This window comes from Corallococcus exercitus, from assembly GCF_042231735.1.
GTDB classification, from domain to species: Bacteria; Myxococcota; Myxococcia; order Myxococcales; family Myxococcaceae; genus Corallococcus; species Corallococcus exercitus_B.
This window is the reverse complement of sequence record NZ_CP102577.1, coordinates 5,440,584-5,465,165: the sequence shown is the minus strand read 5'-3', so window position 1 is coordinate 5,465,165 and position 24,582 is coordinate 5,440,584. Positions and strand designations below refer to the sequence as shown.

At 68.2% G+C, this 24,582-nt stretch carries 21 protein-coding genes; 10 read left to right on the top strand and 11 right to left on the bottom strand.

The window, feature by feature from the left end; all coding sequences use genetic code 11:
- Positions 1 to 65: 65 nt before the first annotated feature.
- The 3 genes from NR792_RS21355 to NR792_RS21345 all read right to left on the bottom strand — a co-directional run bounded on the left by NR792_RS21355 (position 66) and on the right by NR792_RS21345 (position 4,517).
- The gene (locus NR792_RS21355; RefSeq protein ID WP_375754521.1) at positions 66 to 1,088 is read right to left on the bottom strand and encodes a transposase; all 1,023 of its coding nucleotides are present in this window, start codon (positions 1,086 to 1,088) and stop codon (positions 66 to 68) included.
- A gap of 83 nt (positions 1,089 to 1,171) precedes the next feature.
- Positions 1,172 to 2,047, bottom strand: a complete 876-nt coding sequence (locus tag NR792_RS21350; protein WP_375754520.1) for a DUF5694 domain-containing protein — start codon at positions 2,045 to 2,047, stop codon at positions 1,172 to 1,174.
- Between the two features lie 139 nt (positions 2,048 to 2,186).
- Positions 2,187 to 4,517, bottom strand: a complete 2,331-nt coding sequence (locus tag NR792_RS21345) for a hypothetical protein (RefSeq protein ID WP_375754519.1) — start codon at positions 4,515 to 4,517, stop codon at positions 2,187 to 2,189.
- Between the two features lie 248 nt (positions 4,518 to 4,765).
- Between NR792_RS21345 and NR792_RS21340 the strand changes: the two genes are divergently transcribed.
- Both NR792_RS21340 and NR792_RS21335 read left to right on the top strand, forming a co-directional pair.
- Positions 4,766 to 5,137: a hypothetical protein gene (locus tag NR792_RS21340; protein WP_375754518.1), complete on the top strand. Its 372-nt coding sequence runs from the start codon at positions 4,766 to 4,768 to the stop codon at positions 5,135 to 5,137.
- A 225-nt stretch (positions 5,138 to 5,362) separates the two neighbouring features.
- A complete protein-coding gene (locus NR792_RS21335; RefSeq protein WP_375754517.1) occupies positions 5,363 to 6,118 on the top strand; it encodes a hypothetical protein in 756 nt (251 codons plus the stop codon).
- Positions 6,119 to 6,370: 252 nt separating this feature from the next.
- Here the strand turns inward: NR792_RS21335 and NR792_RS21330 are convergent, their stop codons facing one another.
- Positions 6,371 to 7,069: a DUF2306 domain-containing protein gene (locus NR792_RS21330; protein ID WP_375754516.1), complete on the bottom strand. Its 699-nt coding sequence runs from the start codon at positions 7,067 to 7,069 to the stop codon at positions 6,371 to 6,373.
- A gap of 71 nt (positions 7,070 to 7,140) precedes the next feature.
- Between NR792_RS21330 and NR792_RS21325 the strand changes: the two genes are divergently transcribed.
- On the top strand, positions 7,141 to 8,028 hold the full coding sequence (locus NR792_RS21325; RefSeq protein WP_375754515.1) for a LysR family transcriptional regulator: 888 nt from the start codon (positions 7,141 to 7,143) through the stop codon (positions 8,026 to 8,028).
- 434 nt (positions 8,029 to 8,462) lie between these two features.
- Here the strand turns inward: NR792_RS21325 and NR792_RS21320 are convergent, their stop codons facing one another.
- From NR792_RS21320 to NR792_RS21310, 3 genes are all read right to left on the bottom strand, one after another.
- Positions 8,463 to 8,651 (bottom strand): hypothetical protein, encoded by a 189-nt coding sequence (locus tag NR792_RS21320; RefSeq protein WP_375754514.1) that lies wholly within the window; start codon positions 8,649 to 8,651, stop codon positions 8,463 to 8,465.
- A 132-nt stretch (positions 8,652 to 8,783) separates the two neighbouring features.
- A complete protein-coding gene (locus NR792_RS21315) occupies positions 8,784 to 9,917 on the bottom strand; it encodes a tetratricopeptide repeat protein (protein WP_375754513.1) in 1,134 nt (377 codons plus the stop codon).
- A gap of 92 nt (positions 9,918 to 10,009) precedes the next feature.
- On the bottom strand, positions 10,010 to 10,966 hold the full coding sequence (locus tag NR792_RS21310) for a Circumsporozoite protein (RefSeq protein WP_375754512.1): 957 nt from the start codon (positions 10,964 to 10,966) through the stop codon (positions 10,010 to 10,012).
- 561 nt (positions 10,967 to 11,527) lie between these two features.
- On the opposite strand from NR792_RS21310, the gene NR792_RS21305 reads away from it, so the two are divergent.
- On the top strand, positions 11,528 to 12,325 hold the full coding sequence (locus tag NR792_RS21305) for a hypothetical protein (RefSeq protein ID WP_375754511.1): 798 nt from the start codon (positions 11,528 to 11,530) through the stop codon (positions 12,323 to 12,325).
- A 169-nt stretch (positions 12,326 to 12,494) separates the two neighbouring features.
- Positions 12,495 to 13,661, top strand: a complete 1,167-nt coding sequence (locus NR792_RS21300; protein ID WP_375754510.1) for a hypothetical protein — start codon at positions 12,495 to 12,497, stop codon at positions 13,659 to 13,661.
- 128 nt (positions 13,662 to 13,789) lie between these two features.
- Here NR792_RS21300 and NR792_RS21295 read toward each other — a convergent pair whose 3' ends face one another.
- Complete coding sequence (locus tag NR792_RS21295; RefSeq protein ID WP_375754509.1) at positions 13,790 to 14,464, bottom strand: hypothetical protein; 675 nt, start codon at positions 14,462 to 14,464, stop codon at positions 13,790 to 13,792.
- 402 nt (positions 14,465 to 14,866) lie between these two features.
- Here NR792_RS21295 and NR792_RS21290 point away from each other — a divergent pair, with 402 nt between their 5' ends.
- The 4 genes from NR792_RS21290 to NR792_RS21275 all read left to right on the top strand — a co-directional run bounded on the left by NR792_RS21290 (position 14,867) and on the right by NR792_RS21275 (position 19,939).
- On the top strand, positions 14,867 to 15,586 hold the full coding sequence (locus NR792_RS21290) for a hypothetical protein (RefSeq protein WP_375754508.1): 720 nt from the start codon (positions 14,867 to 14,869) through the stop codon (positions 15,584 to 15,586).
- Between the two features lie 4 nt (positions 15,587 to 15,590).
- Positions 15,591 to 16,940, top strand: a complete 1,350-nt coding sequence (locus tag NR792_RS21285) for a hypothetical protein (RefSeq protein ID WP_375754506.1) — start codon at positions 15,591 to 15,593, stop codon at positions 16,938 to 16,940.
- 13 nt (positions 16,941 to 16,953) lie between these two features.
- Positions 16,954 to 18,867 (top strand): hypothetical protein, encoded by a 1,914-nt coding sequence (locus tag NR792_RS21280; RefSeq protein ID WP_375754505.1) that lies wholly within the window; start codon positions 16,954 to 16,956, stop codon positions 18,865 to 18,867.
- A 283-nt stretch (positions 18,868 to 19,150) separates the two neighbouring features.
- Entirely contained in the window at positions 19,151 to 19,939 is a 789-nt protein-coding gene (locus NR792_RS21275; protein WP_375761659.1) for an amidohydrolase family protein, read from the top strand.
- Positions 19,940 to 20,120: 181 nt separating this feature from the next.
- Here the strand turns inward: NR792_RS21275 and NR792_RS21270 are convergent, their stop codons facing one another.
- Both NR792_RS21270 and NR792_RS21265 read right to left on the bottom strand, forming a co-directional pair.
- The gene (locus NR792_RS21270; protein ID WP_375761658.1) at positions 20,121 to 20,360 is read right to left on the bottom strand and encodes a hypothetical protein; all 240 of its coding nucleotides are present in this window, start codon (positions 20,358 to 20,360) and stop codon (positions 20,121 to 20,123) included.
- Between the two features lie 147 nt (positions 20,361 to 20,507).
- Positions 20,508 to 21,311 carry a hypothetical protein gene (locus NR792_RS21265; protein ID WP_375754503.1) on the bottom strand — a complete coding sequence of 268 codons (804 nt, stop codon included), beginning with the start codon at positions 21,309 to 21,311 and terminating at the stop codon, positions 20,508 to 20,510.
- 407 nt (positions 21,312 to 21,718) lie between these two features.
- Between NR792_RS21265 and NR792_RS21260 the strand changes: the two genes are divergently transcribed.
- On the top strand, positions 21,719 to 23,128 hold the full coding sequence (locus NR792_RS21260) for a sigma 54-interacting transcriptional regulator (protein ID WP_375754502.1): 1,410 nt from the start codon (positions 21,719 to 21,721) through the stop codon (positions 23,126 to 23,128).
- A gap of 174 nt (positions 23,129 to 23,302) precedes the next feature.
- On the opposite strand, the gene NR792_RS21255 is transcribed toward NR792_RS21260, so the two are convergent.
- On the bottom strand, positions 23,303 to 24,472 hold the full coding sequence (locus tag NR792_RS21255) for a hypothetical protein (RefSeq protein ID WP_375754501.1): 1,170 nt from the start codon (positions 24,470 to 24,472) through the stop codon (positions 23,303 to 23,305).
- Between the last annotated feature and the right edge of the window lie 110 nt (positions 24,473 to 24,582).

Here is a 24,582-nt window from a genome sequence, read left to right as displayed (position 1 = left end):
TGGTCTCCGCCCCATGGGTGGCGCAAGGTCGGGAAATGCCAAGAAAGACATGCGCGAGCGCACGATTAACATGGTCTGGGAGGGATTGTTTTCCGTTCCTTGGGGTATGCTACCAAAGGGTATGTGTCTGTTATGGCTAAGACACGGCCCCTTCCCTTGGGACGGAGCTGCGCGGATGAGTGCGGTGACCCCAGCTTGCTCTGTTGCGATCCTCGGGCGGCCTTGAGGAGTGCACAGTTGTGCAGCACCCCGTGCAGAAGTGTTTCGCGGGCGCGTCGCCGCCAGGTGCGCCCTGCGAGCACGTCACCGAAGCGCCGCTTGTGGCTGGAGGAAAAGCTCTCGGCCTGCCATCGCTGGCCATACAGGCGCTTGGGAAGGTGCAGCAGCAAGTGCCTCCGCTCAGGGTCCTGCACTCGTGAAGGGTGAGGGCAGTTGGGCGGAGGCTTCACTCGGATAATCGGACGCAGCCGATGGGTGTGGCAGAGCCGAAGCGTCCGGGTGGAGTCATATCCGGCATCGGCGAGGAGGATGCGCGAAGAGTGGCGGTGCTGGGCTTGGAGCACCAGTTGCTGCACTTCGCAGGTGTCATGACGCGGGCCCACATCAGCCGCTTGGGCCAGAAGCAGGTGACTGCATGTGTCCACCCCAATGCTCCACTTGGGATAGCCCCGCCAGCCCCCGCGAGCGCACGCGGAAGGGCGCGTCTTGAAGCGGAAGGAGTGCCGGCTGGTCCATCCGGACGCGAGACTCGTGGAGTCCAGCGCCAGCGTAGAGCCAGGACTGCGCTGGGGACGAATCAAGCCCGTGCGCTCCGCCATGCGGACGGTTTCATCTAACAGGCGCCCCAACCGCGGCGGTGGGAGCCGACGTTGTGCTCGCCAGAGCGTCGTGTGGTCCGGAGCACTCTTGAGACCGAGCACCTGACGCAGGGCTTCATGCTCAACGAGCAGCACTTCCGCCCCTCGCAGGTCCAAGCGGTAGATGCGCTGAACCAGCAGGCACGCTGTCAATTGAGGCAGGGTGAAGTCGTGGCGACTGTACTTGGAGCTATAGCGCGGGAGTGCTTGCTCGGCCGCCGCCAGCGCCACCCGAGCAGGCTTCTGCAGGACTTGGTGAGCATGCCTTTTCACCTGGCCATGCCCACCAAGGATCGCAACAGAGCAAATGGCTCTCAGGGCGCGCGTAGGTAGTCCCGCACGTCAACGAACTCGTATTCGGGGGAGGTCTCGGCGACGAATTGGAGGATGGGCAGGTGGCCCGCGCCGATGATGAGCAGGACGCGCTCCTCGGGTGCGGACATGAGCCGCTGGAGGTTGCGGAAGATGCGCAGGTTGCGGTTGTACCAGGCCGTCCGCAGGTCCACTCCGAGGTAGCCGTCTTCTCCGTCCACCTTGAAGTGGGCGATGGAGTACGCGCCGTGCCCCTGGCGGATGCGCTCCGGTGAGTTCACGTAGCGCAGGTGGTCGATGAGCGACTGACGCGTCTTCAGCGCGTCGTCATGCGTGTAGAGCTGGGTGAAACGCGCCTGCCACTTCGGGTCGAGCGCCGCGACCTGCTTTTCATCCACCGCGAAGTACAGTTGGTCGAGCACCTGATGCGAGGCCGAGTCGATGGCGTAGACCTTCGGGTGCCCCAGCTTCTTCGCCAGCCGGAAGCCCACCTGGTCGACCTCATTCGCCGTCAACTCGGCGCGGCCTGCCACATAGTCCTGGTACTGGGCATCCAGCTTGTCCTGATGGGGGACGTTCACCTCCACGGCGATGCGCGTCGGCTGGAACTTCGCCAGCGCTTCCACCAGGGCCTCGACCTCGCGCTGCCGCTCCGGAGAGAGCACCTCCAGCCGGTGCTGGGGCTTGTACTCGTCCAGCCCCGCGTCCTTGAAGTGGAACGTCCCCAGCATCATCAGCCGGGGCTTCGGCTCCTTCGCGCCGAAGAAGTCAGGCGGGCTCTTCTCGGAGGCTTCGGGCTTCGGGACCGGCGCGGACGCACAGGCGAGCAGCGGGCCCAGCAGGCACAACCAGAGCAGGCGCTTCGGAATCTGAGACATGGGAGGTTCTGGGGTAGGGGGGATGACGGCTGTCCCCGCTACGCGCCACGCCCGGCTTGATTGCACTCCGAGGCACCAGGCGCGTGAAGACCCTTGCGCCTCGGGTCCGTGCCCTTATCCGGCGCCGCCCCTTCGAGCCTCAGGCCTCGAAGAATTCGGTGTTCGGCGTCGCGTCCAGGTAGGGCTCCAGGTCCTCGGCGATGTCATCCGGTAGCAGCCGCAGCGCCTCCTCGCGGAAGGCGGAGAAGTCGCCAGTGGAGGTCGCGGCCCCCAGCGACGACTCCGGGAGGGCGTACTGGTCGACCTGCTCGAACGCCGACAGCGCGTTGCCGTGCTCCTGGATGAACTCGAACGCCGCGTCCCCGCTCAGGCCAAACGCGGCGACCGTCTCGAAGAGGAACCGGGCGTTGCCTATCGGTTCATAGCTCCCGAGGCCGTCGGAGAAGGCGAACAGCGGCGGCTCCGTCTGGGTGAGCACCTCGCGGACCTGCAGTGGATCCAGGCCCAGCGCCTGCATCCGTTTCCCGTAGCCGCTGTTCGTGCCCCCCAGGAGCAACTGCACCTCCGCTTCCGAGAGGCCGAGCGTGTCCTGGAGGATGTCGGTCGCCTCGTCCACGGAGAAGTCCTCGAGATCGGGGCCCAGGTCGCCGTTCAGGAGGCTGCCCACCGTGCGGAGCGCCTCTCCCGCGACCGTGGCCACCACGTCGACCGCGGTCCCCGCCACCGGGACGAAGCCGGCGATGTCGCCCGCCAGCGACACCACCGAGCCGGCGAGGTTGAACACGTCGCCCGCGGAGACGCCGTCCCGCAGCGCCTGGACGTCCTGGTACGCCTGGATGGCGTCAGCGCCCAGCCCGAGCAGCGGGACGAACTTCGCGCCGAACTTCGCCACGTCGGTGGCTGCACCCGTCTTGCCCAGGGTGTTGAGGACGCCGGAGGTCAGCTCGATTCCGTCGGCGGACGAGGTGAGGGTGTTCTTGATGGCCTCCAGGTACTCGCCGTCCGCGAGCTGGGAGGGCAGGTCATAGAGGCCGAGGCCAAGGGTGGCGCCCGCCAGCGACCTGCCCAGCGGCGACTCGTTGCCCCAGGCGTCCACCATCTCCTGCACCTGGTCCTGCGTGAAGGTGCCGGCGCGGATGTCCCGGATGTCCGTCAGCATCTGCTGGACGTCGCCGGGGATGTTCACGAGCGCGTGGCCCGTCTTCAGCCCCTTGACCAGGGAGCTGAACTCCTTCATCGCCACGTCGAAGCCGCCCTCGCCTGCCTCGGCGATGGCTTCCGCCTGCGCGTTCGGCACCGCCGGCGCGAGGATTTCATCGGACAGCTTCTGCTCGAAGTCGCCGCCGTACTCCTTGCTCAGCGCCTTGGCGAGCCCGGCGTCCTGGTTGATGCGCCCGGCGAACTGGAGGGCCTCATCCGCGTGGTTCGGCGTTTCGGCCAGGGCCTTGTAGCCATCGAAGAGCGCCTTCGTCGCGCCCGGGTCTCCCTGCGCCGCGAGCGCCTCGAGTTCTGCGGTGCTGGCGGTGAGCGTCTCCGAGAGCGTGTCTCCCGCGGCGCGCGCGGCGTCGCGGATGTCCGCGTTGTCCTCCCGCTCCCAGAAGGCTTCCTTGTACGCCTCGATCTCCTCCGGCGTCAGCGCGGGCCCCAGCTGGGCGAGCTCCTTGTTGAGCCGCGTCTCCACCTGGGTCAGCTCTTCCGCCTTGGCTTCGTAGTCGGCGCGGACCTCTTTGATGGCATCCACCGACGTGTCGCGCACCGCATGGCCCGCCTCGACGCGGCCGAGGTCGTTGATCAGCTTCTCCGACACCGCGGAGGAGAGCTTCCCTCCCACACCGTCCTTGGCCAGCTCGACCAGCGCGTCATCGAACCGCCCCAGCTGTGCCGAGCCCTGGGGCACCGCCTCGGAGAGCTTCTTCGCGACCGAGGTGGCCACCGCGTCCCGCCCGGCCTGGCCGGCGCGGCTGACCGTCGCGTCGAGGTCGCGGAGCACATCCCGGTTCGTGTCGTGGTCGACGCTGTCGTTCTTCACGCCGTTGGCGAGGTCCGTGGAGATGCGGTCGATGGTGGGCTGCGCCGCGGCGATCAGCTTGTCGACCTGGGCCGGGTGGGGCAGGGCCTCGGTCTGGGAGCGGAGCTCGGCGGCGGCGGCCTTGGCCCCTCCTGACGTATAGGCCGCCTCGATTGCACGCGATGCCTCGCGCACGGTGGACGCGCCGCCGGTGGCGGTAGGGGTCGGGGCTGGCGTCGCCGTCCCCTCCGGCCGGGCCGCGACGGAGGTGGCCGCCGGTGCCAATGGCCTGGGAGTGGCGGGAGGGGTGAGCACCACGGGAGCCCGGACCTGCGCCTCGAACGTGCTCTGCCCGGTGAACCCGGCCGGCGTCTTGGCTGGCTGCGGCGCCGGGGTCTCCTTCTTCGGGGGAGGGGGTGGCGGAGGAGGGGGAAGGAGTCGCCTGAGAAGCCCGTCGATCATGGTCCGTGTTCCTTTGCTAGGAGGTACGACGGCCCCGCCGTGACGGTTACACGGGATTACCCAATCTTTTTTGAGATGTGATGGGCGACCTGGCCGCGGTGCTCGTGCCCATCTCGAACGCGAAAAAGAGGTGAGGGGAAGATGCCGTCCAGCACGTTGCTTCGAGCGGAAATGCAGAAACGCTTTCCGGAGCCCCACGCTCATCCTGGGCGCGGAGGCCTCAGCCAACGGCATGAGGGGACAACACAATGAAGCGAGCGTCCATCGTTGTTTCGGCGGTGATGATGTCGGTCGGATTCGCCAGCACGGCCCTGGCGGCCCCCATCACCGTGAATGGTTACGTCTGCGCGGCGACGTACACCCGGCAACCCAACGTCATCTACGGTCAGGGCTACGTGGTCGTGCAGGTGAACACCGGGGCGAACTGCACTGGGAGCTTCGTCGGGAACTACTACTACCTGGGCTCGGGTGCCTCGTCCGCCGGCTACGAGTACAGCGAGGCCGAGCGCCTGGGCCTGTTCGAGCGCGCCACCCAGGCCGCCACCCAGGGCACGCCCGTCAGCCTGTACGTGGAAGGCGCGGGCATCGGAATCCTCAACACCACCTACCGCGGCAACTGACGGCGGACGGATGCGTGTTGGCGTGCGGGGAGAAGCCTTCCCGCACGGCGCATCGGGGCTGCTTTCGGGAGGGGGCCGCACAACCAGCATTTCGAGGGTCCTACGTATGAAGGGTCGCCGCGGGCCAGGCCCGGTGGCCGCCGTTCCCCAACTCGACCCCTCTTCGCTGGCGCGGCCGCGCGAAGCGCCTGTCCTCAGGCGTTCCTCAACGAAAGTACATTCACCATGCAGATGCAGAAATGGCTCGTGTCGACGGTGCTCGGACTCACCCTCGTGGGAGGCGCCGGCTGCGGCCCCCAAGAGCAGCCCGCCCCCACTCCCGCCCCCGAGACGACCCAGCCCCAGCAGCCCGCGCCCCAGCAGGAGGACGAGGGCCGCACCGTCTCCGCCATGGCCGCGACGGTCATCACCTGGGAGGACTTCACCCGAGCCCACACCACCACCTCCCTCACGTGCATCAGCGCCAGATACGCGCATTCGTGTGCCTTCTGCGCGAGCAACAACGACTACCAGCTGGAGTACTCGAACAGCTCGTGCACCGGCCCGAACGACACCTTCAACTCGTGCATCACCTGTGACAAGGTGTGGCTCACCGACATCCAGCCCATCTACCTGCCGGACGGCGACCTCATCAACGTCATCGTCGAGCACAACGCCGCGTCGCCGGATGTGGTGGAGTTCCGGCTGGAGTCCGGCTCGGCCGTGACGTGGTGGAAGCAGGTGGGCCTCGTCGGCGGCGGCGACCACTGGAAGGTGTGGAACGAGAACGGCAACTCCTGGTGCAACTGGCCCTCGGCTTCGACGGCCAACTGCAACACCAACTCGCAGTGGACGAGCATCGTGACCGACCCTGGCTCGTACTTCGTCTTCAGCAAGGCGAAGGGAATCTTCGCGGTCCACACCGAGATGTACAGGCTCTACAACCTCGCGGACCGGCTCAGCGGCGGCGACCGCGTGACGTTCCGCTGGACCAAGGACTGACGTCCCGTCGCGACGGGGCCGCGCACCGGCCCCGCTCGCTTGACAGGGGAAGGGAGCGATTGTCGACGCCAGGCAACGAACTCCCACCAACGCTTGAGGGTGAGCGCCCTCCCGGCGGAAGAGGCTCTTCACGTAGACCTCGAACAGGTCGAACGTCCCGAGGTGTGCGCTCCATCGTCGACTCCACCGTCCCAACCTGGGCCGGGCTCTCCTCCTCCAGCCCCGGCTCCGCTTGAGGGCGCTGGTACACGCCTATCCCTGTGTCGGGCGTGAGGCGTTTCCGACGCTGGCGCGTACCTCGCGCAGCTCGGCGGCGCGAACGGGCGAGGCGGTCTGTCGACGAATGACCCGCTCGGCCACGGCGACGTTGATGACCCAACCGGCGCCCAACAGCAGCGCTCTGGCGAGCTCGCTCGGCGCGCCGACGATGAGGAACCAGGGCACGGAGACCAGCACCTGCGTGCCCGCGCCCAGACCGATGGCGTAGCCTCGAATCATCCAGACCCGGTGGCCGCCCACGTCCCGCCGCAGGATCGTGGCCATCCCCAGGACGAGGGACAGGACCATCGCCGAGCCGAACAGGAGCCGCAGGCCGTCGAGGAGCGCGCCGTCGCCTTCGGCGCGGGGATAGAACAGCGTCATCCACAGGCCCGAGAGCCCTGCCACGAGGCCGCACGCGACCAGGAGCCGCCCGGCGACGCGGTGCCAGCCGGGCCGCCGGCGGCGAAAGTCCGGGGCGAATTGGAAGGCACCCAGGACGCAATACACGCTGGCGCTGAGGAGGTGCAGCACCACCGGTAGGGGCGATGCGAAGAACCGCGCGTTGCGTGGCGTGAGCTCGGCGCCGCCCGCCAGCTCGGCCAGACGGGCGGCGCCGGCCAGGATGGGCACGAGCGAGAGCGCGACCAGCGCAGCGGGCACGAGCCGCTCGGCCTTGGAGGTGGAGGTCATGGTCGAACAAATAGCCCTCCGCGACCACCAACGGAATTGACTGGGTTCCTTCACTTGATATGCGAAAATGCATGGATTGGCGGGCGGTCAATTTCGATTGGAATCGGGCGCGGGCCTTTCTGGTCACCGCGGAAGAGGGCTCGCTCACGGCGGCGGCGCGTGCGCTCGGCATGGCGCAGCCGACGCTCGGGCGTCAGGTGAGCGCGCTCGAGGAGGAGCTGGGCGTGGTGCTGTTCGAGCGCGTGGGGCGGAGCCTCGCGCTGACGCCGAGCGGGCGAGAGCTGCTCGACCACGTTCGAGCCATGGGCGACGCCGCAGGGCGTATCTCGCTCGCGGCCGGCGGACAGTCGCAGAGCGTCACCGGGCTGGTCCGCATCTCGGCCAACGAGATCTACTCGGCCTTCCTGCTGCCGCCCCTCGTGGAGCAACTTCGGCGCGAGGCGCCAGGCATCGAAATCGAGCTCGTCGCAACCAACACCGCGGTCGATCTGCGCCGGCGGGAGGCGGATATCGCCATTCGGAACTTCCGCCCCACCCAGCCCGACCTCATCGCCACCAAGGTCCGGGACGACCCGATGCGGCTGTATGCCGCGACCCGCTACCTTGCGCGCATCGGCAACCCACGTACGCCGAAGGCACTGAGCCGCGCTGACTTCATCGGGCTTGGCGGGACGGACGTCATGCTCAACGGGCTGAACGGGCTGGGCTTGAGCCTGACGCAACGGAACTTCCCGGTGCTGACGGGGAACCACCTCGTGCACTGGGAGATGGTCAAGCAGGGCCTCGGCGTGGGCGTCGCTCCCGAGCGCGTGGGAGACGCCGAGCCGCGGGTCCGGCGGGCCCTCCCCAGCCTCGCACCGTTGTTCCTTCCCATCTGGCTGACGACCCACCGCGAGCTGAACACCAGCAAGCGGATCCGACTCGTGTTCGACCTGCTCGCGACCGAGCTCGGGAGGTGAGTGACGGCGCGCTCCTCAGGACACAGCCGCGACAAGCCGGGCTCACTCGAGGGGACACACCCAGCTCGCGCCGTCACAGGTGCACCAGACCTGCACCCCAGTGGTGGGCCAGACGCAGGCTTGCTTCTTGCCCCTTCCGGAGCAGATCAACAGTTCAAGGACATCGCACTCGGCAACCAATCAGCACTCCAAGAATGCCGCGCATGTGCTCTCCGGGGTTGTGAAGCCTTGCGAGAATAGCGCGCCCTTGGGACCTGCTGCCATTGGAGGTGCCCGCTCCGCCTGTCCTTTGTCATGACTGTCAAAGATTCCAAATGGCTCGGAGTCAGAGGCAGTTCACGTCTGAGCCAAAGAAAGATGTCTGCCCTGTAAATTTTTTCCGAGTGGAGCGCTCTCGCCTACCATTCCCCGCGCAGTACCCTATCCAGGAGACATCACTCCATGCGCAGGGCAATCATCGCGGGACTGATGGCAGCAGGGATGCTGGCTGGCTGTGGCGGCACGTCCGACGGAGAGGTGTACATGTCGTGCGCCGACGGCACCACATGCTCCGGTTCCGCTGCCACGTGCGAAACCCAGTGCGCCTCATCCAGCGAGGACTCGAAGAAGGCCTCCTGGGTCACCGTCTATTGCTGTGACGGCAGCGAATGCCGCTCCCCTGGCTCGGCTGCCATTTGCCTCAGCTACTGCGCGGCCCACGAAGGCGTTTGCTGACGCCGGTTTGAGAGGGCCGCGGCCCGCGCGAGGGGAACGAACTACTTGCCGGCCAGCGCGGCGGCGAGCCGGTCCGCCTGCTCGCGGACGTGCTTGTCGGTGCTGGCCTGGGCCTTCTGCGCGTGCGTGCGGGCCTGGGCCTTGTCGGTGTCCGCCAGGGCCAGGGCCTGGTTGAGGTGCAGCCCCGCGTCGTCCGGGTGCGCCTTGAGCGCGGGGGCCAGCACCGCGCGGGCGTTGGCCGCGCCCCCGGGCTTCGACAGCAGCAGCACGGCCAGGTCATTGGCCGCGCCCACGTCGGTCGGGTCGCTGGTGTGGGCGGCCTCCAGCAGCTTCTGGGCCTCCGTGTCATCGCCCATCCGCCGGCGCACCTTGGCCAGGGCGATGTGCACCATGACGTTGTCCGGCACCTTGGCCAGGGCCTCGCGCAGGATGCGGTCCGCGTCCGCGTCCTTTCCGGCCACGAAGGACGCCAGCCCGTGCAGATAGATGGCGTCCGCGTTGTCCGGCTGCTGGAGGCGGATGTCGATGGCGGCCTTGATGGCCGGCTCGGGCGCGCCCGCCACGAAGCACAGGGTGGCGAACTCCCGGATGAGGGCCGTTTCGCGAGGACTTCGCAGGATGGCCTTCTGGAGCGTCTGGAGCGCGGCGCCCACCTGGTCCTTGAGCACCTGCACCCGCGCGGCCAGGAGCAGCGGCAGGTGCTCGGTACGGCTGGCCTCCGCCGCGTCCAGATAGCGCTTGAGGGCGCGGTCCAGCTGCTTGTCACCCTGGAGCGCCATGCCCAGGTACGTCAGCGTCTGGGCGTTGCCCGGCTGCAGGGCGAGCGCCTTCTCCAGCGCGGCGATGGCGGCGGGGTACTGGTGGTGCGCCAGCAGCGCGCGGCCGTGGTTGACGACCTCGAAGAAGCCCGCCTTGGGTTGGGCCGCGAGCGCCTCCAGCACCGCGAGCTGTCTCGCGTCGCCCGCTTCCGCGTCGAGCCGGGCCAGGTGGCTCAGCGCCTCGGGGTGGGTGGGGTGCTGGGCCACGAGCCGCTGGAGCACCTCGCGCGCGGCGGGTGCGTCATGCTGCGCGAGGCGCAGGCGCGCGAGCCCGAGCAGGGCGGCCGCGTCCTTCGGGTCCTGCTTGAGGGCGCGCTCGAATTCGATGGCGGCGTCCTTGAGGAGGCCCTGCTTCATCAAACGCGCCGCGGAGGTTGCCTGTTTGGAGACGGCCATGGGGCGGGAGGATAGCCGAGCCCTCGAGGAGCCCGGCAGTCACCTCGGGTGTGTCACCCGAAGACGCTGTTCCACGCACCCTCGGCCGCGTTGCCGATGCCGCCGGCCACGTCGCCCAGGACATCCACCGCGCCGTTGAACACGTCGCCGGCCGCGTCCGCCACCGCGCCGCCCGCGTTGATGGCGCCTTCGGCGATGTTCTCCAGCACCTCGCCACCGGCCGCGGCGGCCGTCTCGCCGACCGCCTTGAGGATGTTGCCGGGGTTGACGGAGCCCTCCACCTCGACGCCCAGGCCCAGGCCGGCCGTGGCCTCCACGCCGACGTCGAACTCCAGGTTGCCGCCATCCAGGCCGATGTCCGCGTGGGCGTCGCCGCTCACGCCGGCGCTGGCGCTGGCGGTGATGCTGGCGGAGGCCAGGGAGTCACCCTCGTGCTTCAGCTCGATGCCGCCGGTGAGGCTGGCCTGCGCGCCCGCGAAGCCGGAGGCGGCGGCGTTGAGGGACACGTTGCCGTCGGTGCCGACGTGCAGGTCCAGGTCGATGGAGCCCTCGGCGCCAATCTTGCCCAGCGCCGCCAGGTCCAACTCGACGGAGTACTCCTCGCCGGCGATCTCGAAGTCCACCGTCTTGGTGGCGCTGGCGCCCGCTTCCACCAGGTTGGCGGACACGTCCACCTGCACGTTCACGTCGATGCCGGACAGGCCGATGTCCGCGTCCACGGACGCGTCCGCGCTGAACGTCGGGCCCTGGACGTAGGCGTTGGTGTTGATTCCGCCGGGGCCGGTGCCGTTGACCTCGGCGCGCGAGCCGCCCGCCTCGAAGCTGGACTGACCGCTCAGCACGTTGCGCGACGGCGACTGCACGTTGCCCTGCGTCTGGGTGGAGACGTTCGGCTGCGTCCCGGGCTGCTGCTGCTGCGTCGTCGGCTTCGCCGGGGGCGGCGCCACGGGCTTCGGCTTCGGGGGCGGCGGGGGCGGCGGAAGCGGGCGGTAACCGATGGGCGCGGTCATGGGCGGACTCCGGAGTTCGATGGGAACGGCGCCCGGAATGGCGACCGTTTTTTCCCATTCTCCCCAATCCCGTCCGGAAGTTTCCGTGCCCCCATCGCTTTGTAAGAAATTCCTGGCCGGATTCCGGTGGAGTGGGATGGGCTGGAGCATTCCGGGAGAAATGTTCACGGATGGGCGTCCCAATGAGGGGGAGGTGCCTCGAAATCCAGAGGGAAGCGCGGCACGTGGCTCCGCCCGGGCGTCGTCCTGAAGGGACAAACCTCATGGGTGGAATGTTGTGTGAGGCGGGCGGCTCTCGGCTGTTGAGAGTGCCTCCGGCCCCTTCCAGATGTCGCAAGGAGGGATACGCAGCGGGGCGAAGGCCGGTTACAGGATCCCCAGTGGCGGCGTGTCCTTCCGCCCACGCTCCCGACGTAGGCTCGCGAACCCTGCGCGCCTTGCTCGCAGTCCCCCAGGGGCCCCGACACGATGCTCCCCTTGCAGCGCTGGTTGTCCCCAGAAGAAGCCGCCGCCTACCTGCGTCCGTACACGGCCTTCAAGCGTCGCGGTGTCCGCCTGGGCATGGACGTCGACCCCCAGGTCCTTGCGTCTGGCTTCAACAAGGGTGGCGCCGGGCTCTTCACGGGTGGCCGCGTTCCCTCGCTCAGCCTCACGAACAACAAGGGATCGACGTTCATTGACGGCGACCTGTACGTCGATGGGTGGCTGGAGAATCCAGGAGGGCTTGTCTTCGTCCGCGGCAACCTCATGGCGCAGACGCTCTATACGGCGGGCTACCTCATCGTCCTCGGGGAGCTTCGCGTCCGGCAGTTGTTCGGCCAGGACGAGCCACATGGCACCTATGTCTTCGGCGACGCCTACGTCGAGAGTGCGGCCCTGAACCACAACCATCACTTCGATGTGTGGGGAAAGGCCGAGCTGGCAGACGTCGTTGACGACGAGATGCATGGGCAGGCGACCGTGCGCGAGTGGCTGGAGGCCCACGGCATGCCTTCCGCCCCGAGGTACGAGGACTTTCTCGTCGGCGTCCAGCAGGGCCTGCGCAACCTCGCGGAGAGGCGGGGCCCGCTCCCGGAAGACTGGGTCGCACGCCGCTACACACCGAAGCCCGGAGACATTGATACCGGGCAGCTCCCGCCTCCCCGGTTGGGCGTCATCCTCGAGCTTGAACGGTGGCTGGCGACCACGGAGCTTGCCCAGCGGCATCAGCTGGAGGAACTCCGTGCGCACTGGCTCCCCAGGTTGACCGACGCAGAGGTTCGTCCGGAGGCCGCGCGCATCATCCGCAAGGCCATCAACTCGAAGAAGCTCGTCGTGGAGCGCGACGCCCTCCTGCGGATGCTGGACGGAAGCGCGTGAGGTCCTCTCCGCGCCGGACCGAATAGGAGAAGGTCACCTCGCAGGGCGAACCGGACGCGATGGTGGCCGTGGCTGGATTCGAACTGCTCCAGCCTTCTGACTGGCGCAGGAATCCGAGTGGCTGCTCCACGCAGCTGCCGAACCTTCGACTTGAGCGACAATGGCGGACATGGCGGTCCGCCTTGCGTCCATCCTGTGTCTCCTCGCCGCATTTCCCGCCGCCGCCAACGTGGCCGCCTCCACGCGGACGCCGGCGACTCTCACCCTGTCATCGGGGACCGCGCTCACGCGCACGGAGGTGCTCGGCGAGGAGCTGGACTTCGATTGCACGGAGGCGGAGCAGGAGGCGGTCTGCCGCTTCGAGGCGCGCTACCGGCTGCGCAATGGGACCTCCGAGGCGGAGGTCATCGATGCCGCCTTCCTGGGTGCCCGTACGCGCGAGGTCAGCGTGCGCTTCGACGAGGAGCCTCTGCCGGTGAAAGACGCGCAGGTGGCCTCGATGGGCCCTGCGACAGAATCCGGGAGTCTTGCGCAGTCCCCGGTGGAGCGCTTCGGCTTCACCCTCACGCTTCCGCCCGGGCGGGAAGGGGACCTGGTGGTGCGGGGCCTGATGCAGCTCGAGCAGCGTTTCCTGCCCTCGGGGTACGTGTGGCCCGCGGTCCAGGCGCGTCACGCATTGCTGTCCCCCGGACCGCCGCGGGCCACGCACTGGGACATCGACTATCTGCTGGGGCCCATCCGGACCTGGGCGGGCAACCCCACGCTGCACGTCACGGTGCGTGCCCCTTCCTCGTGGGAGGTGGGCAGCAGCCCGGATGCATCCGCGCGCTCGCTGCCGGTGGCCACGGGCTGGCGGCTTCGGCACGAAGGCGAGCATGTGGTGGCGGAGCGGACCCTCACGGCGGCGAGCGCGCCCGAGTGGCTCAACGTCACGCTGACGAAGCCCAAGCCCTGGTGGACTTCAGGCGGTGTACAGCTGGGCCTGGGCGCGCGGCTCGGGGACGACTCGCGCTTCATGGCCCGGCTCGGCTACCAGCTCGCCGCGCCCGAGTCCTTCCTGCATTCGCTCTCGGTGGAGACGGACTTTCGCGAGCAGGTCGTCCTCACGCCCCTCACGCAGTACGCGACGCCCCAGGTCGTCATCATCCCGAGCTTCGGGGGCGGCCTGGGGATCCCGGTGCAGGTGCTCCCTGATGTCAGGCCTGGCTTGCGGCTCCTCGCGGACCTGCACTTCGGTCCGCTGGGGGCCGCGCTCAGCTGGGACCACTATCCGGCGCTGCGAGAGGGCTCGGACTCCTTCTCGCGGCTCATCCTCCTGTTCCAGGTAGGGCTGTAGGCCGGCTGCGTCCCCCATGCCTTCCAGCACCTGCTGCCGCGTGCGAAGTGGGACCCGGATGAGGACCGTGCCCGCCGCGAGGCAGGAGGCATCCCGATTGAGGCGAGCCTCCGTGGCCGGAGGACTGCTCAGAGATAGATCACCAGGTTGTTGCCCTGGCGCACCCAGCGAGCCGTTCCAGCGCCCGGCTGCGGCACTCGTGGCCGCGGCGCCGGTACGACGGGTCTCCCCGCGGATGGGAGCACTGCCCGGTGGATGGCTCCCGGCACGCGCCCGCTGACGCCCGGGACGCGCCCGAAGCGCTGCTGGCGGGCCGTGGACAGCAGCGTCCTCTCCAGAAGCTGCCGGAGCTCCTCGAGCGGCACGGACTGGCCCCGCCGCTGCCGCTCCGCGAGGATGGACGCGACACGCGCCGCTGACACCCTCGCCAGCCGCACGAAACGCGACGTGGCATCGAGCACCCGGTCCCCCGTGCCGCCCCGCACCGCCTGGAACACGGCAGGCAGCATCGCCTCCAACTCGGCATCCTCGCCCTCCATCTCCATTTCCAGCTCGCGGGTCCCTCGCCTGCCGCGCCGGGAGTCCTGGGCCCCCTGGCGCACCAGGCTTGAGGCGGCCCTGCGCACCAGCCCGCGTCCCACCGCGCCGATGGCCACCCTCCCCAGGGACGCGAGCGCTGGGAGGAGGAACGGGAGGAAGTGGTCCAGCTCCTGATCGTTCTGGACCTCCAGCAGCTCACTGGCCAGCTCCAGCTCCGGTGCCAGCTCCGCTTCCGCCACCTCTCCGATGTTCGACTCCTGCATGGCTCGCTCCTGTGTGGGGCCGCTTTCCTGGCGGCCGTTGGAGCGCGGCCACTTGCAGCGCGTGTACCAGCAGGGCGAACACGCCGGCCTCGGCCGCGACTCTCCATCACGCAGAGCGCCCTTGGAGGTCCGGCGTCACGCAGGCGACAGCCGCGCATGCGGCACCCGGCGAAGAGGGCTTCACCTTCTCCGAAGCGGGCTTCGACACCCCTCGGACGGACCCGCCATGGCGCGCCCGGGCAGGAGGCCCCGCGCCGAAGCCGGCTTCGCCCGGGCCATTCCGTGCCGCGCTCCCTTGAAGCCATCCTCCACTCGGAAGCGCTGCCGCGCGCATCCTGGCACCTGCCCTGCACTGGCCCATGGACGCGGCCGCCAGTGGCCGGACAAACCAGGAGCAGGCACGTGCACGATCTCGATCGCACCACCCCGGAGCTGGAGGGCGAGACGTTCTCCTATGAGTTCGACGCCGAGGCGGATGGAGAAGCCGAAGGAGGCGAGCTGGAGGCGGAGGGCGAGTCCGGGATGGAGCTGGAGGCGGAGGCGGAGGCCCAGCTCGACGAGCTGGCCTCGGAGCTGCTGGAGGTCGGGAACGAGGCCGAGCTTGAGCAGTTCCTCGGCGGCCTCATCCAGCGGGTGGCCCACTCGATGGGGACGCGGGTGCGAGGGCCCATGGGCCGTCGCCTGGGGCTCCACCTCAAGCGCGTGCTGCGCCAGATGCCACCCTTCATGGCCTATCCGCAGTCGGGGGGCGGGCGCCGCTCGCGGTTCGGCTCGGAGCGCCTCACGCGGCTGGGGCCGGGGCGCCCGCCGCCGGAGGAGGAAGCCGGCGCGGTCTCGAGCGAGGTGTTCGGCCTGGAGCTGGAGGGGCTGAGCCACGAGGACCAGGAACTCGAGATGGCCCGCCAGGTCGTCCAACTCGCCGCCGACGCGGCCCAGACGGCGCTCTCCACGCCGCACGAGCAGCGCGAGGACGAGGTGAGCCAGGGCGCGGTGGCCCAGGCCGTGGAGCGGTTTGCCCCGGGACTGGCCGGTACGCGCCTGTCGCCCGCGCCCCTCATGGGGGCCGCCACCAGCGGTCGCTGGGTCCGTAAGGGCAGCCGCATCATCCTCCTGGGGGCCTGACGCGATGACTCCCGGCTCCTTCGCCGCGTGGATGATCTCCCAGGAGACCCGGGCGCTCCTCACCCGCCTCGACCGCATCAAGTCCTTCGCGCTGCAGGAGACGATGGTCCCCGCGGCGGCGCTCTCGGTGGAGGCTCAGTCGGCGATCGAGCGCTACCTCGTCTCACGCCGCCGGGAGCTGCGCACCCACGTTCAACGCTTCCTGGAGTGGCTGGAGGGCCCCCAGGGCCAGCGCGCCTCGCCGGCCGAGGTGCAGAAGCGCTTCGTCCTGCTGCGTCTGCGCTTCAACGTGGTCCTGGGCCAGTTCGACATCTTCAGCGAGGCCCTTTGCCAGCGCAGCGAGACGGACAATGGCGTCTGGCTGGCCGGCCTGGACGTGGTCTCCCAGGACGCGCTCGCGCTGCCGGGCTACCTCCAGGCTCCACCGGTCGTCTGTTATCTGGCCCGGGGGCCTGGTGCGGCCATCCGGCGTGCGCGCACGCGGCTGCCGGGAGGGGGTGAGAATCCCGTGGCCATCATCCGCGTGCCCCGCGAGCGGATGATTGGCAGTGGCATCGCCTCCTCGCTCTTTCACGAAGTGGGGCACCAGGGCGCGGCGCTGCTCGACCTGGTGCCTTCGTTGCGCCGGGCCATCCGGGAGGTGCGCCGCGGCGTCAGCGAGGAGCGCGCGTGGCACTCCTGGGAGCGGTGGATCTCCGAAATCGTCGCGGACTTCTGGTCCGTGGCCCGCGTGGGCATCACCTCCACGCAGGGACTGATGGCGGTGGTCAGCCTGCCGCGAGCGTTCGTCTTCCGGAGGAACGAGCACGACCCCCACCCCATGCCGTGGATCCGCGTGCTGTTGAGCAGCGCCATGGGCCAGGCGCTCTTCCCACATGGGCAGTGGGCCCGGGTCTCCGGGCTGTGGGAGGAGTTCTATCCCCTGGACGGCCTGAATGCCGGGGTCCGCGCGGAGCTGGCGGTGCTGCGCGAGACGATCCCCGCCCTGGTGGAATTGCTGGTGAGCCACCGGCCCGCCGCTCTGCGGGGCCGGACGCTCCCGGAGGCGCTCGACATCCGCTCCCGTCAGCCCGCGCGGCTGACGGCGCTCTACCCCGAGTTCCGGACGCGGCGCGCGCGGCTCCAGTCGGCACGCCCGTCGCTGGTGTTCGCGGTGCTTGGCCAGGCCAGGGCCGACGGCACCCTCACTCCGGAGGAGGAGGGCGAGGCGCTGGCCAGCCTGCTCAAATACTGGGCCCTGCGCAGCACCGTCGACGCCTCGGAGATCTGCGCCTCGGTCGCGCGAACCCGGGCCCCCGCGGTGCTTTCCGCGCGCCCGCCCCTGCTTCCCCAGAGGTCCACGCTTCTCAATTGACGGAGGATGAACGATGGCTGGCGTCAATATCCATGCTTCGCCCGCGGCAATCACCGCGGGTGGCATCATCAACCTGACCGCGTCTCCCGAGGTGCTCGACACCACGGTCCGCCGGTGCACGTACCGCTGGAGGGTGGCGGCGGGCGTCGTGCGGCCCCAGGAGAGCGAGTCAGGCACCGCGCAGTGGCACACCGGGGGGCTGCTGCCGAGCACCTACAAGGTGTTCGTCACGCTCCAGGAGTTCGGGGCGCGGGGGGAGTTGCTGCACGAGCGCACCGGTGAGACCGAGGTGCTGGTCACCGCCTGGACGCCGGAGGCCGCGGATCCGCCCGGGATGCACGGCACCACGGTGAGACAGGTGGTGCGCGAGACGCTGGAGACGCTGAACGGCGGCTCGAGCCCGGGGCCGCTCCTGCATGTGCCCCCGCCCGCGCCTCGGGGCGTGCCTGGCTCGGTGCCGGTGACGTTGCAGCGCACGAACCACCCCCCCACGCGAGACCAGATTCTCTGGCTCCTCATCCGCCAGGGCACCAACAGCCTCTCGTACTCCCGCTACGTGGAGTTCGTCGACCGCGTGCTCTTCCGCACGGAAGGCTCGGACTTCTCCGCCGTGCCCGAGCCGGGAGGCCCGTCCCCGCGGACCTCGCACCTGCGGCTGCCGTACCCCAGCGTGGATGCGTACCTGCTGCTCAAGGTGGCCACCGAGTCCTTCGTGATGGTCAACTGCGAGGGGCTGCGCGACTTCGAGAAGTTCGTGAAGGACGTCGACCTGGAGGAGGAGGCGGGCCGCCTCGGCTACCCCGTGACCGGGCCCATGCCCCAGGCGCTCCTCGACCGCTGGAATGCCTACCGCACCCGGCTGTCGGAGGACAGCAAGCCGGGTGACGACGTGCTCGTCCTTCCCTACCTGGCCATCATCCGGCGCAAGCTGCCGGACGTGCCGCTGTCGCCCGCCGTCGACAAGCAGCTGAGGGACGGCAACACGGACCGCTTCGTGAGCATCATCCGGGAGAAGCTCGCGTACCCGTGCTTCCTCGAGTTCATCTGGAGCTACTGGCACGAAGAGGGAATGCTCGTCCAGGGCATGAATCACGTCAGCCGGCGCTTCCAGAACCTCTCCTCTCCCCGGGAGCATGATCCGCTGGAGAACCTGGAGCTGGATCCGCTGCGCTCGCTGAACAACGTGCTGTGGGGGTACGTGCAGGACGAGCAGCACCAGCTGTCGGTGGCCCGCAGGTCGCTCGAGTACGAGCACCAGTATGGCTTCAGCCTGCACGGCAAGGCGGTGGCGCGGACGCGCGGGGTGGAGCGGCGCTCGAAGTTCCTCGAGTCCTTCAACAACCTGCTGAACCAGTGCGCGCAGTTCTTCCGCCAGGATGATGACACCACCGTGGTGGCGGATGGCTTCGCGGTGCTCAACTCCATCAAGCAGACGCACTACCTGCTGGCCCAGGGCGCGCACAACCAGTTCGGCGACCTGCCGTCCACCGCCCGCCAGGAGATGCTGATGCAGCAGTGGATTCTCGGGCGGCCGGAGATGCGTGAGTTCCTCGGCGGCCGGGTGATGGTGCCGTACCCCGAGCCGTGGATGGACCGGGTGGACGCGTTGAAGACGTTCTACGGCTGGACGGACGTGAGCTCGGTGCACTTCCACGACCTGGCCGTCTTCGGTGAGCAGCTCCTGCTGTCCATCCGCTTCGGGGACTGGAGCCTGGTGAATGACCCGCATCGGGCGGCGAACTGGGCCAGGTACTGGCGGCCGGAGATCCAGGGCTACATCCACGCGTACCGGGCGGTGACGGGGGTGGACCTGACGGGCATCACCACGGACCAGCAGCGGCTGGCGGAGCGCAACCTGCCTCCCTCGGTGCACCTGCGCCAGCGGCTGCAGCAGCAGCGGCGCCGTGAGCCGGATCCGCGCGGCTGACACGGCAGGGGGATGTGGTGCCCGGAAAGGAGGGCCAGGACATGAGGCCTTGGTACGAGTTGTCCGAGGAGTTGGAGACGGAAGGGGAGGGCGAGCTCCGCGGGGGGCGGAGGGTGGGCGGGTTCCGGTACCGGGCCCTGCGCCGCCGGGGGTACCCGTGGATGCTCGGGGCCGGTCGCGTGCGCGGGCCCCGTCACCGGTGGCCGTGGCTGCGCTATCTCAGATCCTGGCCGTATGTCATTGCGCCGGCCTACGTGCCGCCGCTCGAGCCGGATGACGAGTGATGGTCATCGACTGTCATTGCCACGCCGGCCAGGGGGATGGTTTCACGGGCCCTTGGGACACGGCGGCGCCGCTGGGCCTCTACCGGCGCCGCGCGCTGCGGGCCGGCATCGACCGGACGGTGCTCCTCCCGGCCTTCCACTCCGACTACGCGGAGGCCAACCGCGAGGTGGCGCGCATCGTCGCGCGCCATCCGGAGCGCTTCTACGGCTTCGCCTTCGTCCACCCGGCACGGGACCGGGGTCGGGTCCTCGCGATGGTGGCGGAGGCCGTTGAGCTCGGCCTCCGTGGCCTCAAGGTGCACCGCCGCGACGCCCGCATCACCCGCGAGGTGTGCGAGGCGGCTCGGGCCTTCCGTCTACCCATCCTCTACGACGTGATGGGCCAGGTCGCTCCCATCGAGTTGCTGGCCACCGAGTACCCCGGCGTGCCCTTCATCATCCCGCACCTGGGCAGCTTCTCGGATGACTGGGCGGCACAGCGGGCGCTGCTGGACATGCTGGTGCGACACCCCAATGTCCATGCGGACACCTCGGGCGTGCGCCGCTTCGATCTATTGGTGGAGGCGGTTCGGCGCGCGGGCCCCGAGAAACTGCTCTTCGGCAGTGACGGACCCTGGCTGCACCCGGGGGTGGAGCTGGCCAAGGTGCGGGAACTCCAGCTCCCCGCGCCAGCGGAACAGCTGGTATTGGGCGGCAACCTGTTGCGGTTGCTGGGCCGTCCCCGGGCTGGGCTGTCTCGGGCGGCTCGGCTCGTGAGGGCAGGATTAATCGGTGAAACGCTGCCTTGAGGTACCCGTGCCGCAACGTTGAGCAACCTGACAGAGGGCTGGGAGATCCTGAACGCACGTTGACGAAAGAGCGCGTGCCGCGAAGCCAGCGACCTTCCTGCGTCTATTGTAAATCGGTCATCTCGTTTCGCCCTGACTCAAGAGGGCGATGTCACCTGCTTGCGCCTGGCGTTCATTTCGTTCAACTGCTGCTGCTCCTGCTGCTGGCGTGAAGCATCCGCACGAAGGGCCCCTGCTGGACCCAGCCCAACGTCGTGGGTGCCAGCCCCTCGGGATTCAATGGCATGCAGCCCGGTGCCCACTGAATCCTCAACCCTTTCAAGCCGCTCGCCAGATAGCGGGTGAGGAATCGCCGGATGTTGCGTGGCGTCGTCCCCAGGGCTTCGGCAATTTGCTGCTGAACTCGCCCTCGGGACGTCATCAACACCGCCGCTCACCTCTCACACAGACATTGGTTCTCCATCGTGAGGAAGCATTCCTCCTGCTTGCTCCGTTGCTCCTCACGCAGCGCCAAGCCTCTCATGCTCCTTCAACCTGGCAGACACGACGGACTCTTCCGGGGCGTGAATCAGTAGATGCCCGTCCAAACGACGGGGATATCCTGGGAAGGATATTGGTTCATTTTTCTTCGCTTCTTATCCTCCCATTCTCGCCAAGACATCGGAACATTATGCCATTTTCTTGGCTCCACCGCCCTTGGGTGTTTCCGCTTCCAGTTCTCCTCTTTTGTTATCCACTTTTTTGAATTGTGCCTATGCGAATGGATGTCCGTGAACGCCCTGCCAGGATAGGGGTGCATGTTGGCGATCGGGTTCTGAGGAAAGATGTTGGACAAATCCGTTCCGGAGCCGCCGTGCTGCTTTCCTTTGATGTGGCCAGCTTGCATGTCGCCCTTCTGTGGTATGGGGTTGTAGCCTATGAATCTGACGGTTTTTGTTATGCCGTTTTTGTTTGTGTATGTCATTTCTTCTGTGAATTTTACTGGCGCCTGCCCTGTCTTTGCGTGCTGTCGTGCGGGGTTGTTTGTTGCTGTTCCTTTTTGTCTCGTGCTGGCTCTGAGGATGTAGCGTTCTGTTAATTGTGTGTTTGGCTTTATATTATTTGCCTGTTCTTGCTCGTGTCGCTTCGGTTGTTTTTTCTGTTGCTTGGGTTTGATGGGTTTGGTGTATGGTGCCGCGCGCGCTCTCTTTCGGTCCCTGCGGCGGACGGGCCCCGTTCTCGACGGCATGCTGTGCTCAATCTCGTACCGGGCCTCGACGGGAGAACCGTACAAGAGCCAGGGCCACCGCAGGGGACCCACCTCCAGCCTCTCCGCCGCCAGTCCGTCGAACTCCCCCTCCAACACCGGGTACGCGCGCTTCGTGTCGTGCATCCGAATGCTCCTCTCTTGCGGTGGTCTGTCGCCGGCTGGCCGGTTCTGCAGGCCTAGTGCCAGCAGTCGATGGGCTTCGGCTCGGGTGTTTCGGCCGGGACAGGGGCCTGGCGGTTCATCGCCCGAGCCGGGATGCCGAAGTCCACTTCTGTGTGGGCGAAGCCGGCTTCGTATGTCCGCTGGAAGGAATTGTTCAGATGCCCGAGGGCGTCCCGCGCCCCGGACGCATCCGTCTGCTCCATATCTTGATAATTTCGTATTCCTCGTCTTGCATATTGATGCAAATGAGTGCGGCCTGGGGGTGATGGCTTGTTGATGGTGGGAAGGTCATGCGGGTGCTCCCTTGCAATTCATTGCGGCCCTGCCGATAGATTGCGCCTCACCCAACACCATGCAGGTGCTTTCACATGTTCGAGGCCTGGATCCGGCTGGTGGAGCGCTCCGGTAGCACCTTCCCCGTCATGGAGCAGGCCTTGCAGTCCGCGGGTGTGAAGGTGAAGCCCGTCAGGATGGGAGAGGTCTCCGGCCCGGGGTTGCTCGTCTTCGATGAAGTAGCCCCGGCGACCCTGGAGGCCGCGAACGAATTGCGACAGTGCCCGGAGGCGCGCGTCCTGGGCGTGGCCACCTCCAGCGCGGTGCTCGGCAACGACGCGTGCTGGATGCTGCTCGATGCGGGCCTCTCCGATGTCCTGGCCTGGGACCGCTGCGCGAGTCCGGCGGCGGAGATCGCCGCGCGGCTGGAGCGCTGGCTCGAAGTGGATCGGCTCATCGCCTCGCCCCTGGTGCAGGAGCGGCTCGTGGGCCGTTCCGCCGCCTGGCTCGGGTTGTTGCGGCAGATCGTCGAAGCCGCCGCCTTCACCGACTCCTCGGTCCTGCTGCTAGGCGAGAGCGGGACCGGCAAGGAGGAGGTGGCCCGCCTCATCCACGCGCTGGATCCCCGCCCGGACAAGCGGGAACTGGTGACGCTCGACTGCACGACGGTGGTCCCCGAGCTGTCCGGTAGTGAGTTCTTCGGCCACGAGCGGGGAGCCTTCACCGGCGCCGCCAACTCGCGAGACGGAGCATTCGCGCTGGCCGACGGCGGGACGCTGTTCCTCGACGAGGTGGGCGAACTGCCACTGAAGCTTCAGGCGCAGCTCCTGCGCGTGGTGCAGGAGCAAACCTACAAGCGCGTGGGCGGTAATTCCTGGCAGCACACCCGGTTCCGGCTGATCTGCGCCACCAACCGGGACCTGGCCAAGGAGGTCGAGCAGGGGGGCTTCCGGCGCGACTTCTTCCACCGGATCTCCAGTTGGATCTGCCACCTGCCCCCTTTGAGCAAGCGGATGGAGGATCTCCTGCCCCTGGTACACCACTTCCTCCAGACGATGCGCCCGGGCAGGCCTCCCCTGGAACTGGAAGAGCCCGTGCGCGAGTACCTGCTCACGCGCGACTATCCGGGAAACGTGCGCGACCTGCGCCAACTCGTCAGCCGAATTTGCAAGAGCCACGTGGGGGATGGTCCCATCACCGTGGGAGACATCCCGCCCGACGAGCGGCCCGTGGGCAATGAGTCGGCGACGTGGTGGCAGGACACGTCCTTCACCCAGTCCATCCGCCGCGCGCTCAGGGGCGGCGTGGGGCTCAAGGACATCAGCCGCATCGCCTCGGACACGGCCATCCGGCTGACCCTCGCGGAGGAGCAGGGCAGCCTCCAGCGCGCCGCCCGGCGGCTTGGCGTCACCGACCGGGCGCTCCAGCTTCGCAAGGCCCAGTGGGGAAACCAGACGGCTGACTCCCCCTCGCTGATGCCCGGCGACTCGCTCACGTTCGGGTAGTCGACGTCAAACGGATGGCCGCCGCCTACGACGTGGAACTCTGAGCGAGCGGCTCCGTTCCAGCGCGACAACCTCGGTGCTCCCGCGTCCCCAGCATCCTGGATGCAACCTCAAGCACCGCGCTCGGTTCCTCCGGAGGCGGGGCTCGTCTCCGCGACGAGCCACACGCCGTGGCTACGGAGGGGGTAGCGGCTGCCAGTTCGGATCAGGCCAGACGAAGGGGTTTCCGCCCGAGCCCGGGGCCGCGTTGCCGAAGAAGCGCTGGCAGCCCTCGACGTTCTGGGGGCTCCCGAGAATCGCCCAGAAGCCCGGGCAGACGTCCCGAGGGATTCGCGTGCGGCAGTCCTCCATCGTCCGCTCGCCCGCGCCCGGCTGCGCGTAATAGGCGCTCACGAAGTCCCACGCGATGCGCTGGAGGGCCTGGACGGTCGCCGCGTTCTCGCCCGAAGGCACCCGGGCCCCTTCGGGCGACTCCCGGAACACGGCGGCATGGTGGACCGCGGCCATGTAGTAGGCGCCCAGGGACGTCAGGTGGACGTTGTCGCTGAAGAGCACGTTGAGCTTCTGCGACGTCGAACCGCTGAGGCCAGGCACCTCGTTCGCGATGACGCGCTCCACCAGGTGGACCAGCGCCGTGCTCCCCGGGAGCGCCACCACGCGGTCCGGCCGTCCATCGGCCTGCAACGTGAGGTTCACCTTGGAAGACACACATTCCCAGGCGGCCCGGGCGTTCTTCTCATAGGCAATCCACTGCGACGGGTCGGATTTGTTGAGGTCCAGCCACGTATGATAAAAGTATGTGACGGCTTGTGGGTTCCCGGCGATCAAGCGGTCATGGAAGTGCCGCAGGTAGCCGATGGTGTTCTCCCACTCGATGGTGCCCAGCAGGTCATGCCGCTCGGTGATGAGGAGGGTGTCGTATTTCTCTCCCGGGCCCAGCGTCCGGGGTGACAACAGCTCCTGGACCACGTTCATGCTGTCACCCGAGCGGTTCTTGCCCGAGCGGTAGCCCTCCCATCCGTTGTTGCCCCAGGTCCGCACCCGGAGGGGTGAACCAATCACGTTCTGCTGGTTCCAGTTGAAGTCCTTGCCTCGACTCGTGGCGATGTCGTCGAAATGGTCGGGCATGGGGTTGTCGAGCAGGCTGTGTCCGGAGAAGAAGACCCGGGCGCTCGTGATGGGGGGCAGCCCCGCGTCCGGGCTTCCTGCATCGGGACTGCCCGCATCGGGACTGCCCGCATCGGGACTGCCCGCATCCGGGACGCCCGCGTCACCGGGCCCGGCGTCTGGCTGTGTCCCGGCGTCATCCAGGGGGCGCACGCCCGAATCGGGAGGGCCTTCCACGGAAACGTCCTGGCCGAGCTGGCCCGTACAGGCCAGCCAGAGGGAGACCGCCAGGAATGCGCACGGCTTCAGTCTTGAGGTGTTCACGCGCCCAAGCATAGGCGGAATGG